Genomic DNA, 18,943 nt, shown 5'->3' on the forward strand with positions numbered 1-18,943 from the left:
CTTTATGAGCGATAGTGACGGCAAAAAGACATTGGGTCTTCGTGGCGGGGCACGCCCCGGAAATGTGAAACAGAGTTTCAGCCACGGACGCACCAAGAATGTCGTGGTGGAAACCAAACGCAAGCGCGTGGTGGTCCCCAAGCCGGGCGCGGCAAAGCCGGGTGGCGGTGCCGCCCCTTCGGGTGATCCGTCGCGTCGTCCCGCAGGTATTTCCGACGCGGAAATGGCGCGCCGTATGAAGGCTTTGCAGGCTGCCAAGGCCCGCGAGGTCGAAGAGGCCGCTGAACGCGAAGCCGCTGAAAAGGCACGCGAAGAAGAGCGCGTGCGCCGCCGTGCGGAACAGGAAGCGAAAGAGCGCGAGCAGCGTGAAGCCGAAGAGCGCGCGCGTCAGAAAGCCGAAGATGAAGAGCGCAAGCGCGTGGAGGCTGAAGAAGAAGCCAAGCGTGCCGCTGTTGCTGCTGCCGCTTCGCCGGCCCCTGAAGAAGCCAAAGCTGCACGCAGCCCGGCCAGCAAACCTGCGCCTGCTGCCGCACCTCGCAAGCAGGATCGCGAACGCGAACAGCGCGGTCGTGGCAAGGGTCGTGAAGACAACCGTCGTTCGGGTAAGCTGACATTGGGTCAGGCCACCGGTGACGAAGGCAGCCGCCAGCGGTCGATGGCAGCGATGAAGCGCAAGCAGGAACGCGCCCGTCAGAAAGCCATGGGCGGTTCGGTCGAGCGGGAAAAGGTGATCCGCGACGTACAACTGCCTGAGGCGATCATGGTCTCGGAACTGGCCAACCGTATGGCCGAGCGCGTGGCTGACGTGGTCAAATCACTGATGCAGATGGGCATGATGGTCACGCAGAACCAGACCATCGACGCTGATACTGCCGAGCTGATTATCGAAGAGTTTGGCCATAAGGTCACCCGCGTCTCTGATTCGGATGTTGAGGACGTCATCAAAGAGGTCGAAGACAGCGAAGCCGATCTGAAGCCTCGTCCGCCCGTCATCACCATCATGGGTCACGTCGACCACGGGAAAACATCGCTGCTGGATGCAATCCGCGATGCGCGTGTTGTGGCTGGTGAGGCCGGTGGCATCACCCAGCATATCGGCGCCTATCAGGTGAAAACCGATGGCGGCTCGACGCTGACCTTCCTGGATACTCCCGGACACGCGGCCTTCACCTCGATGCGCTCGCGTGGTGCCCAGGTGACCGACATCGTGGTTCTGGTCGTCGCTGCCGATGACGCGGTCATGCCGCAGACAATTGAGGCGATCAATCACGCGAAGGCAGCCAAGGTGCCGATGATCGTGGCGATCAACAAGATCGACAAGCATGATGCAAATCCGGACAAGGTGCGCACCGATCTGCTGCAACACGAAGTGATCGTCGAGAAGATGTCGGGTGAGGTTCAGGACGTAGAAGTGTCTGCCATCACCGGTCAGGGTCTGGACGAGTTGCTGGAAGCCATCGCATTGCAGGCCGAGATTCTGGAACTGAAAGCCAACCCTGATCGCGCTGCCCAAGGTGCCGTGATCGAGGCACAGCTGGACGTGGGCCGCGGCCCGGTCGCAACGGTTCTGGTTCAGAACGGTACATTGCGTCAGGGCGATATCTTTGTCGTGGGTGAGCAGTATGGTAAGGTCCGTGCTCTGATCAACGACAAAGGTGAGCGCGTCAAGGAAGCTGGTCCGTCGGTTCCCGTTGAGGTTCTTGGTCTGAACGGTACGCCTGAAGCAGGCGATGTTCTGAACGTGACCGAGACCGAAGCACAAGCCCGTGAAATCGCCGCCTACCGTGAACAGGCTGCCAAGGACAAACGCGCTGCCGCTGGTGCCGCAACGACCCTTGAACAGTTGATGCAGAAGGCCAAGGAAGACGAAAATGTCACCGAGTTGCCCATTCTGATGAAAGCAGACGTTCAGGGTTCGGCGGAAGCCATCGTTCAGGCAATGGAGAAGATCGGCAACGAAGAAGTACGCGTGCGCGTTCTGCATTCGGGTGTTGGTGCCATTACTGAAACGGATGTCGGTCTGGCTGAAGCGTCGGGCGCTCCAATCTTTGGCTTCAACGTGCGGGCCAATGCCTCTGCACGGAATACCGCAAACCAGAAGGGCGTCGAGATTCGCTATTACTCGGTGATTTATGACCTCGTAGACGACGTGAAAGCAGCCGCATCCGGCCTGTTGAGCGCCGAAATTCGCGAGAAGTTCATTGGCTACGCCGAGATTCGCGAAGTCTTCAAGGTTACTGGTGTTGGCAAGGTTGCTGGCTGTCTGGTCACGGAAGGCGTGGCGCGTCGTTCTGCCGGTGTCCGCTTGCTGCGCGACAACGTGGTGATTCACGAAGGCACGCTGAAGACGCTAAAGCGTTTCAAGGACGAAGTGGCCGAGGTTCAGTCGGGTCAGGAATGCGGTATGGCGTTCGAAAACTACGACGATATCCGCGCAGGCGACGTGATCGAAATTTTCGAGCGCGAAGAAGTCACCCGCACGCTGGACTAACCCGGCAAAAGATGAAAACGAAAAACAGCGGCCCCCTCAGGCCGCTGTTTTCTTTTGACGAAGCTCTTATTTTGTCCGACGCAGAAATGTAGCTGAATGCATGATTATATCGAAATGATGCATTCCTTGCGCGAGCGTAAAACTAACCGGGTGTCCGGCCTTTCGCAGCCTTTCGGCATAGTCGCGGCTTTGGCGAATGAACTCACCCGTATCACGTTCGGCTACCGAAACATGATATCGAGGACCGGGCCGGGGCAGATTGCGGATAGGTGACAGATCGTTGACCTCGACCGGCGTCAGTTGCAGCGGATCGTTCACCGACATCAGGCTGATCGGTTCCAGGTCGTATATACCGCTGATCAAAATCACATCCCGCACCCGAAGCCCCGCTTTGGCAAGGGCATCTGATGAGGTTGCCATCACCATCGCCGCCAGATGCGCGCCTGCACTGTGACCTGACAGGGTGATCCGCGACGGATCGAATCCCAGCTCCTCCGCCTGGGCCGCCAGCCAAAGCAACGCGTCACGGCATTCGTCGATCATGTCGCCAACCCGGGCATCGGGTGCCAGCGTGTAGTTTACAGTCGCAAAAGCTTGCCCGTGTTCTACCAGACCTGGTGCCATCAGAGACGATTCATTCTGGCTGAGCGCCTGCCAGTACCCGCCGTGAATGAAGACGTGCAGGGGTGCCTTGTCATCGCGAGCGGGAAAGAAATCAAGGACTTGTACGGGGCTGTCACCATAAGCCAGGTTTTCCCGTACCGGATAGTCGGCCCGCGCCTGAGCGCTTAGCGCCTTATAGCTGGCAAGATACGGGCTTAGGTCGCCGCCGATCATTGTGCTGGGGGAGTACTCCCGCTCCAGCTCGGATTGCGAAAATCCTCGATACAACATGTCTTAGGTCTGCCCGCTGTACATCAATTCGGTGCGCACGTCGTAAAGGTCGTGGAAAAACCGCAGCTCTAGCGCCTTTCGCAAAAAGGCCACGCCGCTTGAGCCACCAGTGCCGGGTTGCATCCCGATCACGCGCTCAACTGCGGTGGCATGATCAAAGCGCCAGCGTTGAAACAGGCTTTCCACATCCATCAGTTTTTCGGCCAAAGCATAAAGATCCCAGTATTTTTCAGTGTTGCGGAATACCTCGACCCAGATTTGTACCACGCGCGAATCGCCGCAATAGGGTTGGGCGTAATCGCGTTCGATCAGATCCTTGGGCACGTCGAACCCTTGACGGGCCAGCATGTGCAACACTTCGTCATAAAGCGACGGTTTGGTCAGAGCGGCATTCAGCATCTCCATCACCTCTGGGTCATGCGCATGGACCTTCAGTGTTGACGCATCCTTGTTGCCAAGAATGAACTCAATCTGCCGATACCCGTAGCTCTGAAACCCTGACGAGCTGCCCAGTGCCTGCCGAAACGTTAAATAGTCGGCAGGCGTCATGGTCAGAAGGGTTTCCCAGGCCGCAATCAGCTGCCGCTGAATGGCCTTGATGCGGTCGAGGTTTTTCATCGCTGGGCCAAATTCATCCTGTTGCAAAAAACGGCGCACCTCGACCAGTTGGTGATGCATCAGTTTCAGCCACAGTTCGCTAACCTGATGGATGATAATGAACAGCATCTCGTCCGGCTGCGCGGGGTCCTGAAAGGTCTTTTGCAGGTTCAGCAGTGTTTTGAGTTGCAGAAAATCTCCATAGCTTTTGCGATGTGTCTCGGCGAAATCAGTGACCAGAGTGTCTTCGACACCTCTTTGCAACAGACGATCGTCTTTGTTCGCGCCCATCTCATGCCTCCCTTGTGCGATCCTTGCACCTGTCTAGGCGTTGAGTTCGTAACTTTCCAGCGGGTTAGGTCCAGTCAAGGACAACCTTGCCTGAGAGGCCGGATTTCATCGCGGCAAAACCATCCGCGAAATCATCAACCGCAAAGCGATGCGTGATCACGCGGGACACATCCAAGCCATTTTGCAGCATGGCGATCATCTTGTACCAGGTCTCGAACATTTCGCGACCATAGACACCCTTGATTGTGATCGCCTTGAAAACGATACGCGACCAGTCGACTGGAGATTTCCCCGGCGGTATCCCCAGCAAGGCGATTTTCCCACCCATCACAAGCGCTTCGACCATCTGGTCAAGCGCGGCTTGTGAGCCGGACATTTCAAGCCCCACATCAAAGCCTTCTTTCATTCCTAGCTGTGCGATGACATCGTGCAAATCTTGTTTGGAAACATCGACGGTCCGCACCGACGGCACGACATGTTCCGAGAGTTTCAATCGTTCAGCGTTTATGTCGGTAATCACCACGTTACGGGCTCCTGCATGGCGGGCAACGGCGGCGGCCATGATGCCAATGGGTCCTGCGCCGGTGATCAGGACATCTTCGCCCAGAAGATCGAAGCTTAACGCGGTGTGTACCGCATTGCCCAGCGGATCAAGGATTGCCCCGATCTCATCCGGGATATCATCCGGTAGGGGAACAACATTGAAGGCAGGCAGTTTCAGGTATTGCGCAAACGCGCCCTGTTCATTCACCCCGATCCCGCGCGTGCCGGGGTCGAGGTGAAACTTGCCTGCGCGGCTTTGACGGCTTTCAGTGCCGATCAGATGCCCTTCGCCGGAACAGCGCTGCCCAACGTTCAGGCCGGTTACGTTGCGCCCAATCTCAACGATTTCCCCAGCGAACTCATGACCAGTGATCATCGGAACCGGAACGGTGTGAGAGGCCCACTCATCCCAGTTCCAGATGTGAATGTCGGTACCGCAAATTCCGGTCTTGTTGATCTTGATCAGCACCTCATCCGGCCCGATTTCCGGGACCGGGGCCTGTACCATCCACAACCCCTCTTCGGGTTTCGACTTTTCCAGCGCTTTCATCGTGTTGGGTCGCATCAAATCACCCCCAGTTCCTTGCCGACCCTGCCAAAGGCCGCCAACGCGCGGTCCAGTTCGTCCCGCGTCAGGGCAGCGTTCATCTGCGTTCTGATCCGCGCCTGTCCGCGGGGAACAACAGGAAAGAAGAAGCCCGAGACATACACGCCCTCATCAAACAGCTTGGCGGCCATCTCTTGTGCCAGCGTTGCATCGCCCAGCATGATAGGGATAATCGGATGTTCACCGGGCAACAGATCAAAACCAAGCTTTTCCAGACCAGCACGCCAGTACTTTGCGTTTCCGAACAACTGCGCGCGTAGAATGTCGCCCTCTTCGACCAGGCGGATTGCCTCAAGCCCTGCGGCGACGATGGATGGCGGCAGCGAATTCGAGAACAGATAGGGCCGCGCCCGCTGCCGCAGCAGGTCGATCACTGGCTGCGGCCCGGCGATGTAGCCGCCGATTGCCCCCCCAAGTGCCTTGCCCAAAGTTCCTGTCAGAATGTCGACATCAACACCAAAGTGATCCGGTGTTCCGGCGCCGCGCGGCCCCATGAAGCCTGTTGCATGGCAATCATCGACCATGACGATGGCATCGTATTTATCAGCCAGTTCGCGAATTTTCGGCAAGTTGGCCAAATAGCCATCCATCGAGAACACGCCATCGGTTGCGATCATGATATGACGCGCGCCATCCTCGCGCGCCTGCTTCAGCCACGCTTCAAGGTCATTCATGTCATTGTTCAGATAGCGATAGCGCTTGGCTTTGCACAGCCGCACCCCGTCAATGATAGAGGCGTGGTTCAGACTGTCCGAAATGATGGCATCTTCAGGCCCCAGCAACGGTTCGAACAGCCCGCCATTGGCATCAAAACAGGCCGCGAACAGGATCGCATCGTCCTTGTTCAGGAACTTGGCCAACCGCTGTTCCAGTTCACGGTGAATATCCTGCGTCCCACAAATGAACCGGACCGAGGCCATGCCGAAACCCTTCGGACCCATCGCATTTGTTGCGGCCTCGATCAGCGCGGGGTGATCCGCAAGACCCAGATAGTTGTTGGCGCACAGGTTGATCACCCGTTTGCCGCCCACCGTAATCTCACCGCCCTGAGGCGAGGTGATCATTCGTTCGCGCTTATACAGCCCCTCGGATTCGATTTGTGCGAGTGTGTCCGTGATATGGGACAGGAATGCATCTGCCATGGCGACCTCCGTTCAACTGAGTCGCATATCTAACATAGCGGATGAATTTCCCAAATAGGGGAATTTCAATATACAGGAAAATTTTCCGTGAAGGCGGAAATTTGCTGACATCAGGCGTTCTTTACGATCAAGAACACCCGCGCTGGTTCTTTGGCCGAGATGGAATGCACGATATCCGCGGCATAGCGGGCGGTGTCCCCTTGGCTCAGTTCCGACACGGCACTGCCCGATGTAACCTTGACGGTGCCTTCCAGCACTGTCAGCTGTTCGTGCGCGCCGCGCGCATGGGGCTGACTGTTCAAGGCCCCGCCTGTGTCGAACTCGATATCATAAACCTCATGACCACCGGCCTCTTCCGGTGGGGACAGGATGCGAATGCGACAGTTCTGCCCCATATTGTCGATGCTGGGCACTTCGGACGCGCGCAGCACCTCGATCTGATCACTGGCTTTTGATCCTTCCAGAAGACCGGCAAAATCCACCTGTAATGCACGGGTCAGGTTCCAGAGGGTCGAGATCGTCGGGCTGCTTTCCCCGCGTTCGATCTGGCTAACCATGGACCTGGACACGCCACTGAGGTTTGCGACTGCTTCCAGAGACAGTCCTTTGGCCCGGCGTGCTTCTTTCAGGCGAGCAGGCAAAAGGTTCAGGATATCGTCTGTGTTCTCCGTCATGACGGAATCCATGCGTGTTGGGACCCGGCTTGTCAATTCCATCCGTGACGGCACGTCCTATAGGACAGGATCATGCTGCATGTGCATACTGACGACGATTCCAAGAGGAGAAAGACATGACAGACATCGTATTGCTGGATGGTGCGCGCACCGCGATTGGAACTTTCGGTGGCGCACTTGCGTCAACCGCACCCATTGATCTGGCGACGGTGGTCACCGAAGCGGCCTTAGAACGGTCAGGGGTAGAAGGTGCGCAAATCGGGCATGTTGTATTTGGCCATGTCATCAACACCGAACCTCGGGACATGTACCTGTCGCGCGTGGCCGCGATGCAGGCCGGAATTCCGAACGGCACCCCTGCGATGAATGTAAATCGGCTGTGCGGTTCGGGGGCACAGGCGATCGTGTCAGCAGTGCAATCCTTGATGCTTGGCGATGCCGATTTCGCCGTGGCAGGTGGCGCAGAAAGCATGTCGCGCAGCCCTTACATTGTTCCACAGGCACGCTGGGGCGCGAAAATGGGTGATGTCACATCGCTGGACATGATGCTGGGTGCATTGAACTGCCCCTTTGGCACGGGGCACATGGGCGTGACGGCCGAGAACGTTGCCGATGAACACCAGATCAGTCGTGAACAGATGGACGACTTCGCCCTGACTAGCCAGACCCGCGCGGCAGCTGCAATTGAAGCCGGATATTTCGAAAGCCAGATCGTGCCCGTTCAGGTGAAGGTCAAGCGTGACATTGTGGATTTCAAAGTTGATGAGCATCCAAAAGCGACGACAGCCGATGCGTTGGCCGGGTTGCGACCGGTGTTCAAAAAAGATGGGCGTGTGACGGCGGGCAATGCCTCGGGCATCAACGACGGCGCGGCGGCGATGGTTCTGGCAACGGCGGGCGCGGCGGAAAAGGCCGGATTGAAGCCAAAAGCGCGTGTGATCGGATATGCACATGCTGGCGTGCGCCCCGAAGTCATGGGTATTGGCCCGGTACCGGCCGTTCAGAACCTGTTCAAAAAGACGGGTTTGTCGGCGGAAGATTTCGAAGTGATCGAAAGCAACGAAGCATTTGCCGCGCAGGCGCTGGCCGTCAACCAGGAGCTTGGGTTGAATGCAGCGAAGGTGAACCCGAATGGAGGTGCGATTGCGCTGGGGCATCCTGTCGGTGCGACGGGCGCCATCATTACCATGAAGACGCTTTATGAGCTGGAGCGCACAGGCGGATCAAAAGGGTTGATCACCATGTGTATTGGTGGTGGTCAGGGGATCGCCATTGCCATCGAGCGGCTCTGATCCGGGTCTGGGCAAAGGGGGGCTGTCTGCCCCCCATCGCGCAAGGCGCGATTCCCCCCGAGGATATTTTTAGCCAGATGAAGCTGCGGATCACAATCAGCCGAGTGTAGTGATCAACAGAACTACGGCTGCGCCGGCAACCGCACCGAGAGCGGCGGGCAGGAATTTTGGCAACAGACCCGAGTTTTCCGGTTCTTCTTTGTGCGTCTGTGCAATCAACGCGTTTTCGACCAATGTCGGCAGGCGCGGACCAAAGCGTGCCAGAACCATAGCGGTTTTGGCAAAGTCACGAAGCGCGGCGCGCGGGCCGATGGATTGTTTGATGTAATCTTCGACCACGGGGCGGGCAACTTCCCAGATATTGATGTGGTCGTCCAGTGACCGGGCAACGCCTTCAACCACGACCATCGTGCGCTGTAGAAGGATCAGCTCGGTTCGGGTTTCCATGCCAAAACGCTCTGTCACTTCGAACAGATAGCTTAGCAAACGGCCCATCGAAATATGCGAGGCATCCATACCGAAGATCGGTTCGCCAACCGCACGCAGGGCGCGGGCGAATTCATCGACGTCCTGGTGTGCAGGAACGTAACCGGCTTCGAAATGCACTTCGGCCACGCGCTTGTAGTCGCGGCGGATGAAACCGAACAGTATCTCGGCATAGACCCGGCGCGTGTATTCGTCGATATGGCCCATGATACCGTAATCATAAGCGATGATATCACCGTTGGCAGCGACCTTGAGGTTGCCCTGATGCATATCGGCGTGGAAATAGCCGTCGCGCAGGGCGTGAAGAAGGAACAGGCGCAGCACACGTTCCGCCAGATCACGGCGGTTGTGGCCGGCGGCATCGAGCGCGTCGTTTTCACCCAATGGAATACCGTCGGCCCAGCTGAGTGTCATCACGCGTCGTGCCGACAGTGACCACAATACGGGCGGCAGCCAGAACCCTGTGTCGTCTTTTGTGTTGGCCGCGTATTCCGAGGCAGCAGCGCTTTCCAGACGCAGGTCCAGTTCACCCCGTACAACGCCGTCGAAATGTTCAATGACCTCCATCGGGCGCAATCGGCGGGCACCGGGCGCAAACAAATCGACGATGCGGGCGGCGAAGTAGAATGCATCTACATCCTTGCGAAAGGCGCGTTCGATATTGGGACGCAGGACTTTGACGGCCACGTCTTCTCCGGTGCTCGCAAGCTTGGCCTTGTGGACCTGTGCGATCGAAGCGGCAGCTATGGGTTCACTGAATTCGCTGAATATCTCGGCAACAGGTTGCCCCAGTTCCCTTTCTACTTCGGCCAAAGCCTCGGCTTTTGAGAACGGCGGCAGTTTGTCTTGCAAAACACGAAGTTGCACAGCCAGTTCATCGCCTACAACATCCGGGCGTGTCGAAAGCACCTGACCAAACTTGATGTAGGCCGGGCCCAGTGCGGTGAGCGCACGTGTTGCAGGCGGCATCTTTGGGTCGCCCTTGTAACCCAGCCACCAAAACGGTTTGCCTAGAGCGTGGGCAAGAAATCGAATAGCCCGTGGCGCCTCGAACGCGTCGAGGACCACATTCATGGCACCGGTGCGCTCAAGCGTGGCGCCCGTTCGGATCAGGCGGATGATGTTGTGGGGACCGCGCATGCGTCAGATCTTCCAGCCGGAATGCAGCGCGGCGATACCCATGCTGAGATTGCGGAATTTCGCGTTTTCGAAGCCAGCGGTTCGGACCATGTTCAGGAAGGTTTCCTGATCGGGGAACTTGCGGATCGACTCCACCAGATACTGATAGCTGTCGTAATCATTCGCGATCAGCTTTCCCATGCGCGGGATGACATTGAAGCTGTAGAGGTCATAGAGCTTTTGCAGCCCTTCATTGGGCAGTTGGCTGAATTCAAGCACCATCAGGCGGCCACCGGGTTTCAGCACGCGAAAGGCTTCGTTCAGGGCCTCTTGCGGGCGGGTCACGTTCCGGATGCCGAACGAGATCGTGTAGACATCAAAGGTGTTGTCTTCGAACGGCAGGGCCATAGCGTCGCCCACCACCCAGTTCAGGCTGTCGGCCATCTGGTCGGCTTCGGCGCGTTGCCGTCCTTCGACCAGCATGGGTTCTGTCAGATCAAGAACCGTGGCATGGCCATAGCCTGCGCGTTTCAGAAAGCGAAAGGAAATGTCACCGGTTCCGCCTGCAACATCCAGCAAACGCTGACCGGGGCGTGGCGCCAACCAGTCCATCATCGCATCTTTCCAGACCCGGTGGATACCCATCGACATGACATCGTTCATCACGTCATATTTCGAGGCGACCGAGTTGAACACGCCCTGCACGCGCCCGGCCTTGTCAGCCTCGCGTACGGTTTCGAACCCGAAATGAGTGGTGTTGTCGCTGTTGTCGGACATAAGCCTTGCCGTTTGTCGAATTTCGCTTCTGTTATAGGGCTCTGGAAGCGGGGTACAATGCGGCCCTTTGGAATAGGAGCCCTGTAATGCCAGAATTGCCCGAGGTCGAGACAGTAAGACGGGGTCTTGTTCCCGCGATGGAGGGCATAGTGATAGAACGCGCCGATGTGAACCGCCCGGATCTGCGCTGGCCATTTCCCGAACGCATGGCAGAACGGCTGACCGGGCAGCGGGTGGATCGGTTAAGGCGGCGATCAAAATACATCCTGGCCGATCTCAGCAGTGGCGAGACCTTGTTGATACATCTGGGGATGTCGGGGCGAATGACGGTGTCAGGGGACCCACTGGGTCATTTCCTGCGCGAACATCCTGCCGTTGAGAAACATGACCATGTTGTTATTCACATGGCCAACGGGGCGCGTATCACCTTTAACGACCCACGCCGGTTCGGGGCGATGGACCTACTGCCCACAGCCACGGCCGAAGATCACAAGCTTCTGGCGGTTCTGGGACCAGAGCCCTTGGGTAATGATTTCCATGAACAACACCTGATTGAAGCATTTAAAGGCAGGAATACCCCTGTCAAATCAGCTCTGCTGGATCAGGGAATCGTTGCCGGATTGGGGAATATCTATGTTTGCGAGGCGCTTTATCGCGGCAAGGTGTCGCCACGTCGCAAAGCAGGGCAAATATCTGCGGCACGTGTCGCATCGCTGGTTCCCATCATTCGGAGGGTGTTGCAGGACGCGATCGAAGCAGGCGGATCATCCCTGCGGGATTTCCGCCAAGCTGATGGAGAACTTGGATATTTTCAGCACAGCTTTGATGTCTACGGTCGCGAAGGAAAGCCCTGCCGCACCGAAGGTTGCACTGGTCTGATCCAGAGAATCACCCAGTCCGGTCGCTCATCCTTCTACTGTGCGCAATGCCAAAGATAGCTTGATCCAGAGAATTCGCGTGGTAAGGACTCGTAACTGAACGGAACAACCGGAAGCTTTTTTCTCATGGCTTTTGAGACGATCATCGTCGAAATCGAAGACCACGTCGCCCTAATCAAACTCGACAGACCGGATGCGTTGAATGCGCTGAACTCCCAGTTGCTGGGTGAGTTGTGTACCGCGCTGGAAGAGGCAGACAGCAACGACAAGGTGCGTTGCATCGTCATCACCGGATCGGACAAGGCCTTTGCCGCAGGCGCGGACATCAGGGAAATGTCCGAGATGAGCTTTGTCGATGTCTACACCACCAATCTTTTTGCTGATGCAAACAACCGGGTTTTGGCGATTCGCAAACCGATCATCGCCGCGGTTGCGGGCTATGCTCTGGGTGGGGGATGCGAGTTGGCAATGCTTTGCGATTTCATCATTGCTGCGGACACTGCAAAATTCGGCCAGCCTGAAATCAACCTTGGCGTCATAGCCGGGTTGGGCGGCACCCAGCGTTTGACGCGCTTTGTCGGCAAGTCCAAGGCGATGGACATGAACCTGACTGGTCGGTTTATGGACGCGGACGAAGCCGAGCGCGCTGGTTTGGTCAGCCGGGTCGTACCGGCCAAGAAGCTGATCGAGGAAGCCGTTGGTGCGGCGCAAAAAATAGCCGAGAAATCGGCACTGACGGCGGCGGCGGCAAAAGAAGCGGTCAATCGCAGTTACGAGCTTCCGCTGAGTGAAGGAATGCTGTTTGAGCGTCGCGTCTTCCATTCCATGTTTGCCACCGAGGACCAGAAAGAGGGCATGGCGGCGTTTCTTGAAAAGCGGGCTGCGCAGTTTCGCGACAAGTAAAACGCAAGAGACTAATGAACGGCGGGCTATGCCCGCCTTTTCTTTACCCGGTTTGTGAGCCCCAAGAATCGGCTTGGCAATCCTTGAAATGTTCGGTATTGAGCGCCGCAATACATGCGCGTGCGGCCCGCTTGGCCCGACTCACACTCGTGATTTCTGATCCGGTGCGGATATATCCGTGGCGCGCAACCCTTGATAACCGTACCGAACGAAGGTCAGAGATACATGGCAAATTCGCCCCAGGCAAAGAAACGCGCCCGTCAGAACGAGAAGCGTTTCGCTGTTAACAAAGCGCGTCGTTCGCGCATCCGCACCTATCTGCGTAAAGTCGAAGAAGCGATTGCATCCGGTGACAAAGATGCGGCAACCGCAGCACTGCGCGCCGCCCAGCCTGAGCTGATGCGCGGCGTCACCAAAGGCGTGTTCCACAAGAACACTGCCGCGCGTAAAATGTCGCGCCTGTCGGCCCGGGTCAAAGCTCTGGGCTAAAGCCCGCGGGTTACCCTAGGTCAAGTCAGCAAGGCTGAACTAATGTCAAAGGCGCTGCGCATTGCGGCGCCTTTTTTCGTGTTGCCGGAATACCGCGCCTTCACGAAACCGAGAGATTCTTTCGACCAAAGACCCGAGTCAATATCAGAGTTTCGTTGCCGCGCCCCATTTCAAGTTGCTACCACTGATGTCAGCGATTCACTCGCTTGGGGGGACAGGCTGTTTACTCGATCGGACTGACGGGCATCAGATCGATCAGGAAACATTCGTCGACGACTGGCGCAAGCTGGGCTGCCGATTTGCCGCGAAGTCCGGGTTATCCGGGATTCTCGGCCCTGTCTGAAAATTGAGATTGTGACGTGCAGCCCGAGTTTCGGGACGCTCATTTTTTGTTGAGCGTCGAAAATCCGGGTGCACCGAACTTTCAGGGGCAATCCCGCCAAACCGTTAGGTTTGGCGACAGGTTCCCTTTGGGCGTGTGAATACAAGACCGGGCAACCGGCTTCGTATGATAAGGCCGACAGGCCAATAAGAATGGGATGCGTGAGGCGCTGAATGACACAAGAGAAATGGGGACTACTGCGTAACAAATTGCTGAAGGCTGTCGGTCGGAATAATTACACCACATGGATCGAGCCTCTGGAATTTAAAGAGCTGCAGGATGGTGTGGCGGTTTTTTCCGTGCCAACGAACTTTATGGGGAACTACGTCAGCCAGAATTTTGCGGACCTCATCTTGTACGAGCTGAATACGGCTGGGGAAACCGTTCAGCGTCTGGACTTCCGTGTTGCTGCCAACTCGCCCGCGCGTCCCAAGCCCGCAGCCAAGGTGGTCACCGAAACTCAGCCAGAGCCGGTACCCTTAGCGGCGACGGATAGTGCGCAGAACGCTTTGGAGTCGTTGCAGGCCGCACCGCTGGATTCGCGTTTCACCTTTGATAGTTTTGTGGTGGGTAAACCCAACGAGCTGGCCCATGCTGCCGCGCGCCGTGTGTCCGAAGGCGGCCCGGTAACATTCAACCCGCTTGTTCTGTATGGTGGAGTGGGTCTGGGTAAGACCCACCTGATGCACGCAATTGCCTGGGAGCTGAAAACCAAGCATCCGGAACTGAATGTCCTGTACCTGTCAGCCGAACAGTTCATGTATCGCTTCGTGCAGGCTCTGCGGGAACGCCGGATGATGGATTTCAAACATTTGTTCCGTTCGGTCGATGTGCTGATGGTCGATGACGTACAGTTCATTGCCGGAAAGGATTCTACTCAGGAAGAGTTTTTTCATACGTTCAATGCGCTGGTGGATCAGAACAAGCAGATCATCATCTCGGCCGACCGCGCCCCGGGCGAAATCAAGGATCTGGAAGATCGTGTAAAGTCCCGCCTTCAATGTGGTCTGGTCGTTGACCTGCATCCGACCGACTATGAATTGCGTCTGGGCATTCTTCAGAACAAGGTCCAGCAATATAGCAGTTCCTATCCCGACCTGACGATTGCAGATGGCGTCCTTGAATTTTTGGCTCATCGTATCTCGACCAATGTCCGCGTGCTGGAAGGTGCTCTGACACGTCTGTTTGCCTTTGCCTCGCTGGTTGGGCGCGAGATCGACATGGAGCTGACGCAGGATTGTCTGGCAGATGTCCTGCGCGCATCCGAGCGCAAGATCACGGTTGAAGAAATCCAGCGGAAAGTATCCGAATACTACAACATCCGCATGTCCGATATCATCGGTCCCAAGCGCCTGCGATCCTACGCGCGCCCCCGTCAGGTGGCGATGTATCTTTGCAAGCAGCTGACCAGCCGATCGCTGCCAGAGATCGGCCGTCGGTTCGGCGGGCGCGACCACACCACGGTCATGCATGGCGTCAAGCGCATTGAAGAGCTGAAACTGACCGATGGCCAGATCGCTGAAGACGTGGAAATGCTACGCAGGTCTCTCGAAGCCTGAACCGGGCCAGCAGCGCTAAGGAACGCTTCGGGCCTCTGTTCCGGGGCGTTTTTTGTGCGTAATAATCCACGGTTGCACCAGAACTGAGGCCCGTTGGGCACGCCGCACTTGACGGTTGCTGCATTCCAACCCAGAAATCCGTAAAAAATCCTTGTGCCTCGGGGTGGAACCGCTAACGTGCCAGTCCCGCCCATGTCGGTACGCAAGTCAGAGGAATTGAGGGTATGAAGATCAGCATTGAACGCGGCACCCTTCTTAAGGCCGTTTCGCAGGCCCAGTCCGTTGTAGAACGTCGCAATACCATTCCCATACTTGCCAATGTCCTGATCGAGGCCGAAGGCGATCAGGTCCAGTTCCGTGCCACCGATCTGGATATCGAAGTGGTCGATAAGGCACCCGCACAGGTCGAAAAGGCAGGCGCGACGACCGTTGCGGCAACAACCCTGCATGAGATTGTGCGCAAACTGCCCGACGGTGCGCTGGTGACACTGACTGCTGACAGCGCCGCTGGACGGCTGACAGTTGAAGCGGGGCGGTCGAATTTTTCGCTGGCGACACTGCCGAAGGAAGATTTTCCGGTGATGGCATCGTCTGAGTATCAATCGAATTTCACCGCTTCGGCGGCATTGCTTCGCCGGTTGTTTGACAAGTCGAAATTCGCCATCTCGACCGAAGAGACCCGGTACTATCTGAACGGTGTCTACATGCATGTGGCAGATGGGTCCGAGGGTGGAAAAGTGTTGCGTTGTGTGGCCACCGATGGCCACCGGCTTGCGAGGATCGACGCAGATTTGCCGGATGGCGCGGCGGATATGCCGGGCGTGATCGTGCCCCGCAAAACAGTGGGCGAGTTGCGCAAGCTGCTGGATGACGACGAGATGGATATCGCCGTTTCGGTCAGTGAAACCAAGGTACGCTTTGCCACGCCGGATATCACGCTGACGTCGAAGGTTATTGACGGCACCTTCCCCGACTACACACGCGTTATCCCGCAAGGAAACACCCGCAAGCTTGAAGTGGATGCTGCTGAATTCGCGCAGGCCGTGGATCGCGTGGCAACTGTTTCGTCGGAGCGGTCGCGGGCAGTGAAGCTGCAATTGGAAGGCGACAAGCTGATCTTGTCGGTGAATGCACCCGACAGTGGCGCCGCCGAGGAAGAATTGGCTGTCGCTTACGGGGATGAGCGGTTGGAGATCGGGTTCAACGCCAAATACCTGTTGGAGATTGCGTCTCAGGTGGATCGTGAGAATGCAGTTTTCCTGTTCAACTCGGCTGGTGACCCGACATTGATGCGTGAAGGCAACGACTTGAGTGCTGTATACGTCGTCATGCCGATGCGCGTCTGATCGCGCGGACGCGCGATGCCTCCGGCGGGAGTATTTTTGAAAAGATGAAGGGAGGGGTCATGGGATTGGCCCTGACCGAGCTTACGGTCTCGCATTTTCGATCTCATAAGCTGGCGCGGTTGTCTCTGGACGGACGTCCCGTTGCTATTCACGGGCCAAATGGGGCCGGGAAGACCAATCTTCTTGAAGCGGTGTCGTTGTTTTCACCCGGTCGCGGAATGCGGCGGGCGAGTGCAGCCGAGATGACCCGACGGCCCGAGGCGTTGGGTTGGAAACTGTCTGGGTTGCTGGACGCTCAGGGGCAGCGGTTTGAGATCGAAACCTGGTCCGAGGGCGGTGCAGCGCGACAGGTGCGAATTGATGGCAAGTCGGCGACGCAGATCGATCTGGGGAAACTTGCGCGAGTTGTCTGGCTGACCCCGTCAATGGACCGTCTGTGGATTGAAGGGGCGGAAGGGCGTCGGCGGTTTCTGGACCGTATCGCGCTGAGTTTTGACCCAGCCCACGCTGAAGCATCGCTGATCTATGAAAAAGCGATGCGCGAACGTAACCGTTTGCTGAAAGAGCAGATCAGGGATGCGCATTGGTACGCCGCGCTTGAAGGGCAGTTGGCCGAGACAGGGCACCGCATCCATACCGCGCGGTTGAGGTCGCTGGATCTTCTGCGGGCAGCGCAGGACAGGGCGGAAACGGTCTTTCCTTCGGCCGAGCTGGAGTTGGTGCAAACCGAAGGCGCAATGCCCGAGACGGCGGAAGATTTGCGAGACGCGTTGGGCGAGAGCCGGTTTAGGGATCTGGCAGCGGGCCGGACCCTGGTGGGGCCGCATCGGTCCGACCTGTATGGTGTGTTCGCGGCCAAGGGCGTGCCGGCAAGGGAGTGTTCCACTGGTGAGCAGAAAGCGCTCTTGGTGTCGCTGATCCTGTCCAATGCGCGGGCGCTGGCGGCAATGCTGGGCGCACCTCCGATCGTTCTGCTGGATGAAGTGGCCGCGCATCTGGATGCTGGGCGGCGTGCAGCGCTTTATGACGAGATTTGCGCGCTGGGCGCTCAGGCCTGGATGACCGGTACCGGGCCTGAACTGTTTGCGGAAATGGGTGACCGGGCCCAGACGCTGATCGTTACCGAAAGCGATGAGGGTTCGGTCGTGACTGCTTAGGCCGGTTCGCTGACTTTACGTTCCCACAGAAAGCCGCGCATAACCTCGTCCACCGGGGTTTTGGCCATGTGGTTGATGTAGTTCGACATGGTTTTCTGGGCCAGACCCAGCACGACATCCAGAACCGCGCGATGGGAATAACCCGCATCAAAGAACGCCTGAAGCTGATCTTCGGTCGGGTTGCCGCGGGTTTCCATCACTTCTAGGGTGAAGGTGCGCAGTGCTTCGAGCTTGGCTGAAGGCAGCGGGGTTTCATTGCGCAGGGCGTCCGAGATCTCATCCGATATCTTCATCATCTTGGCGATACCTGTGTGGGCGGGCACGCAGTAGTGGCACTCGTTTTCAACATTGATGGTCTGCCAGACGACGGTTTTCTCATCATTGTCGAAATCGGTTTTCAGGAACAGGCCGTGCAAAATCTGGTAGCCTTCCAGATGTTGAGGGCTTTCGGCCATGACCCTATGCAGGCCGGGCAAGCGACCAAAAGCGGCCTGAGACTTTTGCAGCAGCGGTTTGGATGCTTCAGGCGCGGTTTCGAGGTCGTGAGACGGGAAATTGGCCATGTCGGAACTCCTGTTTCTGGCGCGATGGGTCGTATTTAGGGTTTCTTGAGTGATCGCTCAAGTATATATTTGAGTGAACGTTCAAGAATTGGTGATGCTGATGCCCCGCAAACCCGCATACGATCGTGACGTGTTGATCGCGAAGGCGAAGGATATCTTCTGGCGTCAGGGCTGGGCTGGTACATCGCTGAAGGATCTGGAGCGGGAACTGAAGCTGAAGCCCGGCAGTTTTTATGCGGCGTTCGGGTCGAAAGATGCGCTCTATGCGCTGACGCTGGAAAGCTATACGCAAGAAGGTTTGGCGCGCCTAAAGGCCCTGGCTGAGAGACTGGGTCCGAAGGAGGCGCTGAAAGCACAGCCCCGATTGGTGATCGAAGCAGCCGAGACCCCGGCAAAGGCCTGCATGTTGGCAAAGACATATGCCGAGTTGAAGGCGAAGGATCATGACCTTGCGGATCAGGCGGCGCATTACATGGCGGAAATGAAAGACTGTTTCGCTGATCTGTTTCGCAAGGCTCAGGATGCCGGTGAAATCGGGGCGGGACGTGATCCGGATCGTTTGGCGGCCAGGTATCAGTCAGACATTCTGGGGCTGCGCTTGTCCGCTGAACGCACAGACGTTGATGCGGCGCAAATTGCAGCGGATATCGCGTCTGATATCGATCGTTTGTGAGCCCCTCTCGGGGCGGCAAAAAACGATCCGGAAAACCACAAAATATTGGGGGATGGCGTGACAATCCCTACCAGAAAACG

Annotated in this window: 17 protein-coding genes; 9 read left to right on the forward strand and 8 right to left on the reverse strand. The window is 57.3% G+C overall.

Annotated elements, in window-relative coordinates:
• Window positions 1-4: 4 nt before the first annotated feature.
• Window positions 5-2,491, forward strand: a complete 2,487-nt coding sequence (gene infB / locus ACR0M9_RS15065) for a translation initiation factor IF-2 (protein WP_480488111.1) — start codon at window positions 5-7, stop codon at window positions 2,489-2,491.
• Between the two features lie 66 nt (window positions 2,492-2,557).
• On the opposite strand, the gene ACR0M9_RS15070 is transcribed toward infB, so the two are convergent.
• The 5 genes from ACR0M9_RS15070 to ACR0M9_RS15090 all read right to left on the reverse strand — a co-directional run bounded on the left by ACR0M9_RS15070 (window position 2,558) and on the right by ACR0M9_RS15090 (window position 7,239).
• On the reverse strand, window positions 2,558-3,385 hold the full coding sequence (locus ACR0M9_RS15070; protein WP_480773991.1) for an alpha/beta hydrolase: 828 nt from the start codon (window positions 3,383-3,385) through the stop codon (window positions 2,558-2,560).
• Window positions 3,386-3,388: 3 nt separating this feature from the next.
• Window positions 3,389-4,273: a tryptophan 2,3-dioxygenase gene (locus ACR0M9_RS15075; protein ID WP_480483938.1), complete on the reverse strand. Its 885-nt coding sequence runs from the start codon at window positions 4,271-4,273 to the stop codon at window positions 3,389-3,391.
• 64 nt (window positions 4,274-4,337) lie between these two features.
• Entirely contained in the window at window positions 4,338-5,366 is a 1,029-nt protein-coding gene (tdh, locus tag ACR0M9_RS15080; RefSeq protein WP_480476882.1) for an L-threonine 3-dehydrogenase, read from the reverse strand.
• 14 nt (window positions 5,367-5,380) lie between these two features.
• The gene (locus ACR0M9_RS15085) at window positions 5,381-6,565 is read right to left on the reverse strand and encodes a glycine C-acetyltransferase (RefSeq protein WP_480773992.1); all 1,185 of its coding nucleotides are present in this window, start codon (window positions 6,563-6,565) and stop codon (window positions 5,381-5,383) included.
• Window positions 6,566-6,675: 110 nt separating this feature from the next.
• The gene (locus tag ACR0M9_RS15090) at window positions 6,676-7,239 is read right to left on the reverse strand and encodes a helix-turn-helix domain-containing protein (protein ID WP_209507187.1); all 564 of its coding nucleotides are present in this window, start codon (window positions 7,237-7,239) and stop codon (window positions 6,676-6,678) included.
• A 116-nt stretch (window positions 7,240-7,355) separates the two neighbouring features.
• On the opposite strand from ACR0M9_RS15090, the gene ACR0M9_RS15095 reads away from it, so the two are divergent.
• The gene (locus ACR0M9_RS15095; RefSeq protein ID WP_480773993.1) at window positions 7,356-8,531 is read left to right on the forward strand and encodes an acetyl-CoA C-acyltransferase family protein; all 1,176 of its coding nucleotides are present in this window, start codon (window positions 7,356-7,358) and stop codon (window positions 8,529-8,531) included.
• A 96-nt stretch (window positions 8,532-8,627) separates the two neighbouring features.
• On the opposite strand, the gene ubiB is transcribed toward ACR0M9_RS15095, so the two are convergent.
• Window positions 8,628-10,157, reverse strand: coding sequence for a 2-polyprenylphenol 6-hydroxylase (gene ubiB, locus ACR0M9_RS15100; protein WP_480507235.1), 1,530 nt, complete (start codon window positions 10,155-10,157; stop codon window positions 8,628-8,630).
• A 3-nt stretch (window positions 10,158-10,160) separates the two neighbouring features.
• Window positions 10,161-10,913 (reverse strand): bifunctional demethylmenaquinone methyltransferase/2-methoxy-6-polyprenyl-1,4-benzoquinol methylase UbiE, encoded by a 753-nt coding sequence (gene ubiE / locus ACR0M9_RS15105; protein ID WP_480773994.1) that lies wholly within the window; start codon window positions 10,911-10,913, stop codon window positions 10,161-10,163.
• A gap of 86 nt (window positions 10,914-10,999) precedes the next feature.
• On the opposite strand from ubiE, the gene mutM reads away from it, so the two are divergent.
• The 6 genes from mutM (at window position 11,000) to recF (ending at window position 17,627) form a co-directional block, all read left to right on the forward strand.
• Window positions 11,000-11,851: a bifunctional DNA-formamidopyrimidine glycosylase/DNA-(apurinic or apyrimidinic site) lyase gene (gene mutM / locus ACR0M9_RS15110; RefSeq protein ID WP_480773995.1), complete on the forward strand. Its 852-nt coding sequence runs from the start codon at window positions 11,000-11,002 to the stop codon at window positions 11,849-11,851.
• 66 nt (window positions 11,852-11,917) lie between these two features.
• Window positions 11,918-12,694, forward strand: coding sequence for an enoyl-CoA hydratase (locus ACR0M9_RS15115; RefSeq protein WP_267363125.1), 777 nt, complete (start codon window positions 11,918-11,920; stop codon window positions 12,692-12,694).
• Window positions 12,695-12,919: 225 nt separating this feature from the next.
• Window positions 12,920-13,183: a 30S ribosomal protein S20 gene (rpsT, locus tag ACR0M9_RS15120; protein WP_039541017.1), complete on the forward strand. Its 264-nt coding sequence runs from the start codon at window positions 12,920-12,922 to the stop codon at window positions 13,181-13,183.
• Between the two features lie 555 nt (window positions 13,184-13,738).
• Complete coding sequence (gene dnaA / locus ACR0M9_RS15125) at window positions 13,739-15,124, forward strand: chromosomal replication initiator protein DnaA (RefSeq protein ID WP_480488104.1); 1,386 nt, start codon at window positions 13,739-13,741, stop codon at window positions 15,122-15,124.
• A gap of 224 nt (window positions 15,125-15,348) precedes the next feature.
• A complete protein-coding gene (dnaN, locus tag ACR0M9_RS15130) occupies window positions 15,349-16,470 on the forward strand; it encodes a DNA polymerase III subunit beta (RefSeq protein ID WP_267363127.1) in 1,122 nt (373 codons plus the stop codon).
• 59 nt (window positions 16,471-16,529) lie between these two features.
• Complete coding sequence (gene recF, locus ACR0M9_RS15135) at window positions 16,530-17,627, forward strand: DNA replication/repair protein RecF (protein ID WP_480774009.1); 1,098 nt, start codon at window positions 16,530-16,532, stop codon at window positions 17,625-17,627.
• Here recF and ACR0M9_RS15140 read toward each other — a convergent pair.
• Window positions 17,624-18,190 carry a carboxymuconolactone decarboxylase family protein gene (locus ACR0M9_RS15140; RefSeq protein WP_480773996.1) on the reverse strand — a complete coding sequence of 189 codons (567 nt, stop codon included), beginning with the start codon at window positions 18,188-18,190 and terminating at the stop codon, window positions 17,624-17,626. The genes recF and ACR0M9_RS15140 overlap by 4 nt on opposite strands.
• Window positions 18,191-18,290: 100 nt before the next feature.
• Here ACR0M9_RS15140 and ACR0M9_RS15145 point away from each other — a divergent pair, with 100 nt between their 5' ends.
• Complete coding sequence (locus ACR0M9_RS15145; protein ID WP_480488096.1) at window positions 18,291-18,863, forward strand: TetR/AcrR family transcriptional regulator; 573 nt, start codon at window positions 18,291-18,293, stop codon at window positions 18,861-18,863.
• The last annotated feature ends 80 nt before the right edge of the window (window positions 18,864-18,943 follow it).

The organism is Ruegeria sp. CH2 (genome assembly GCF_056537065.1).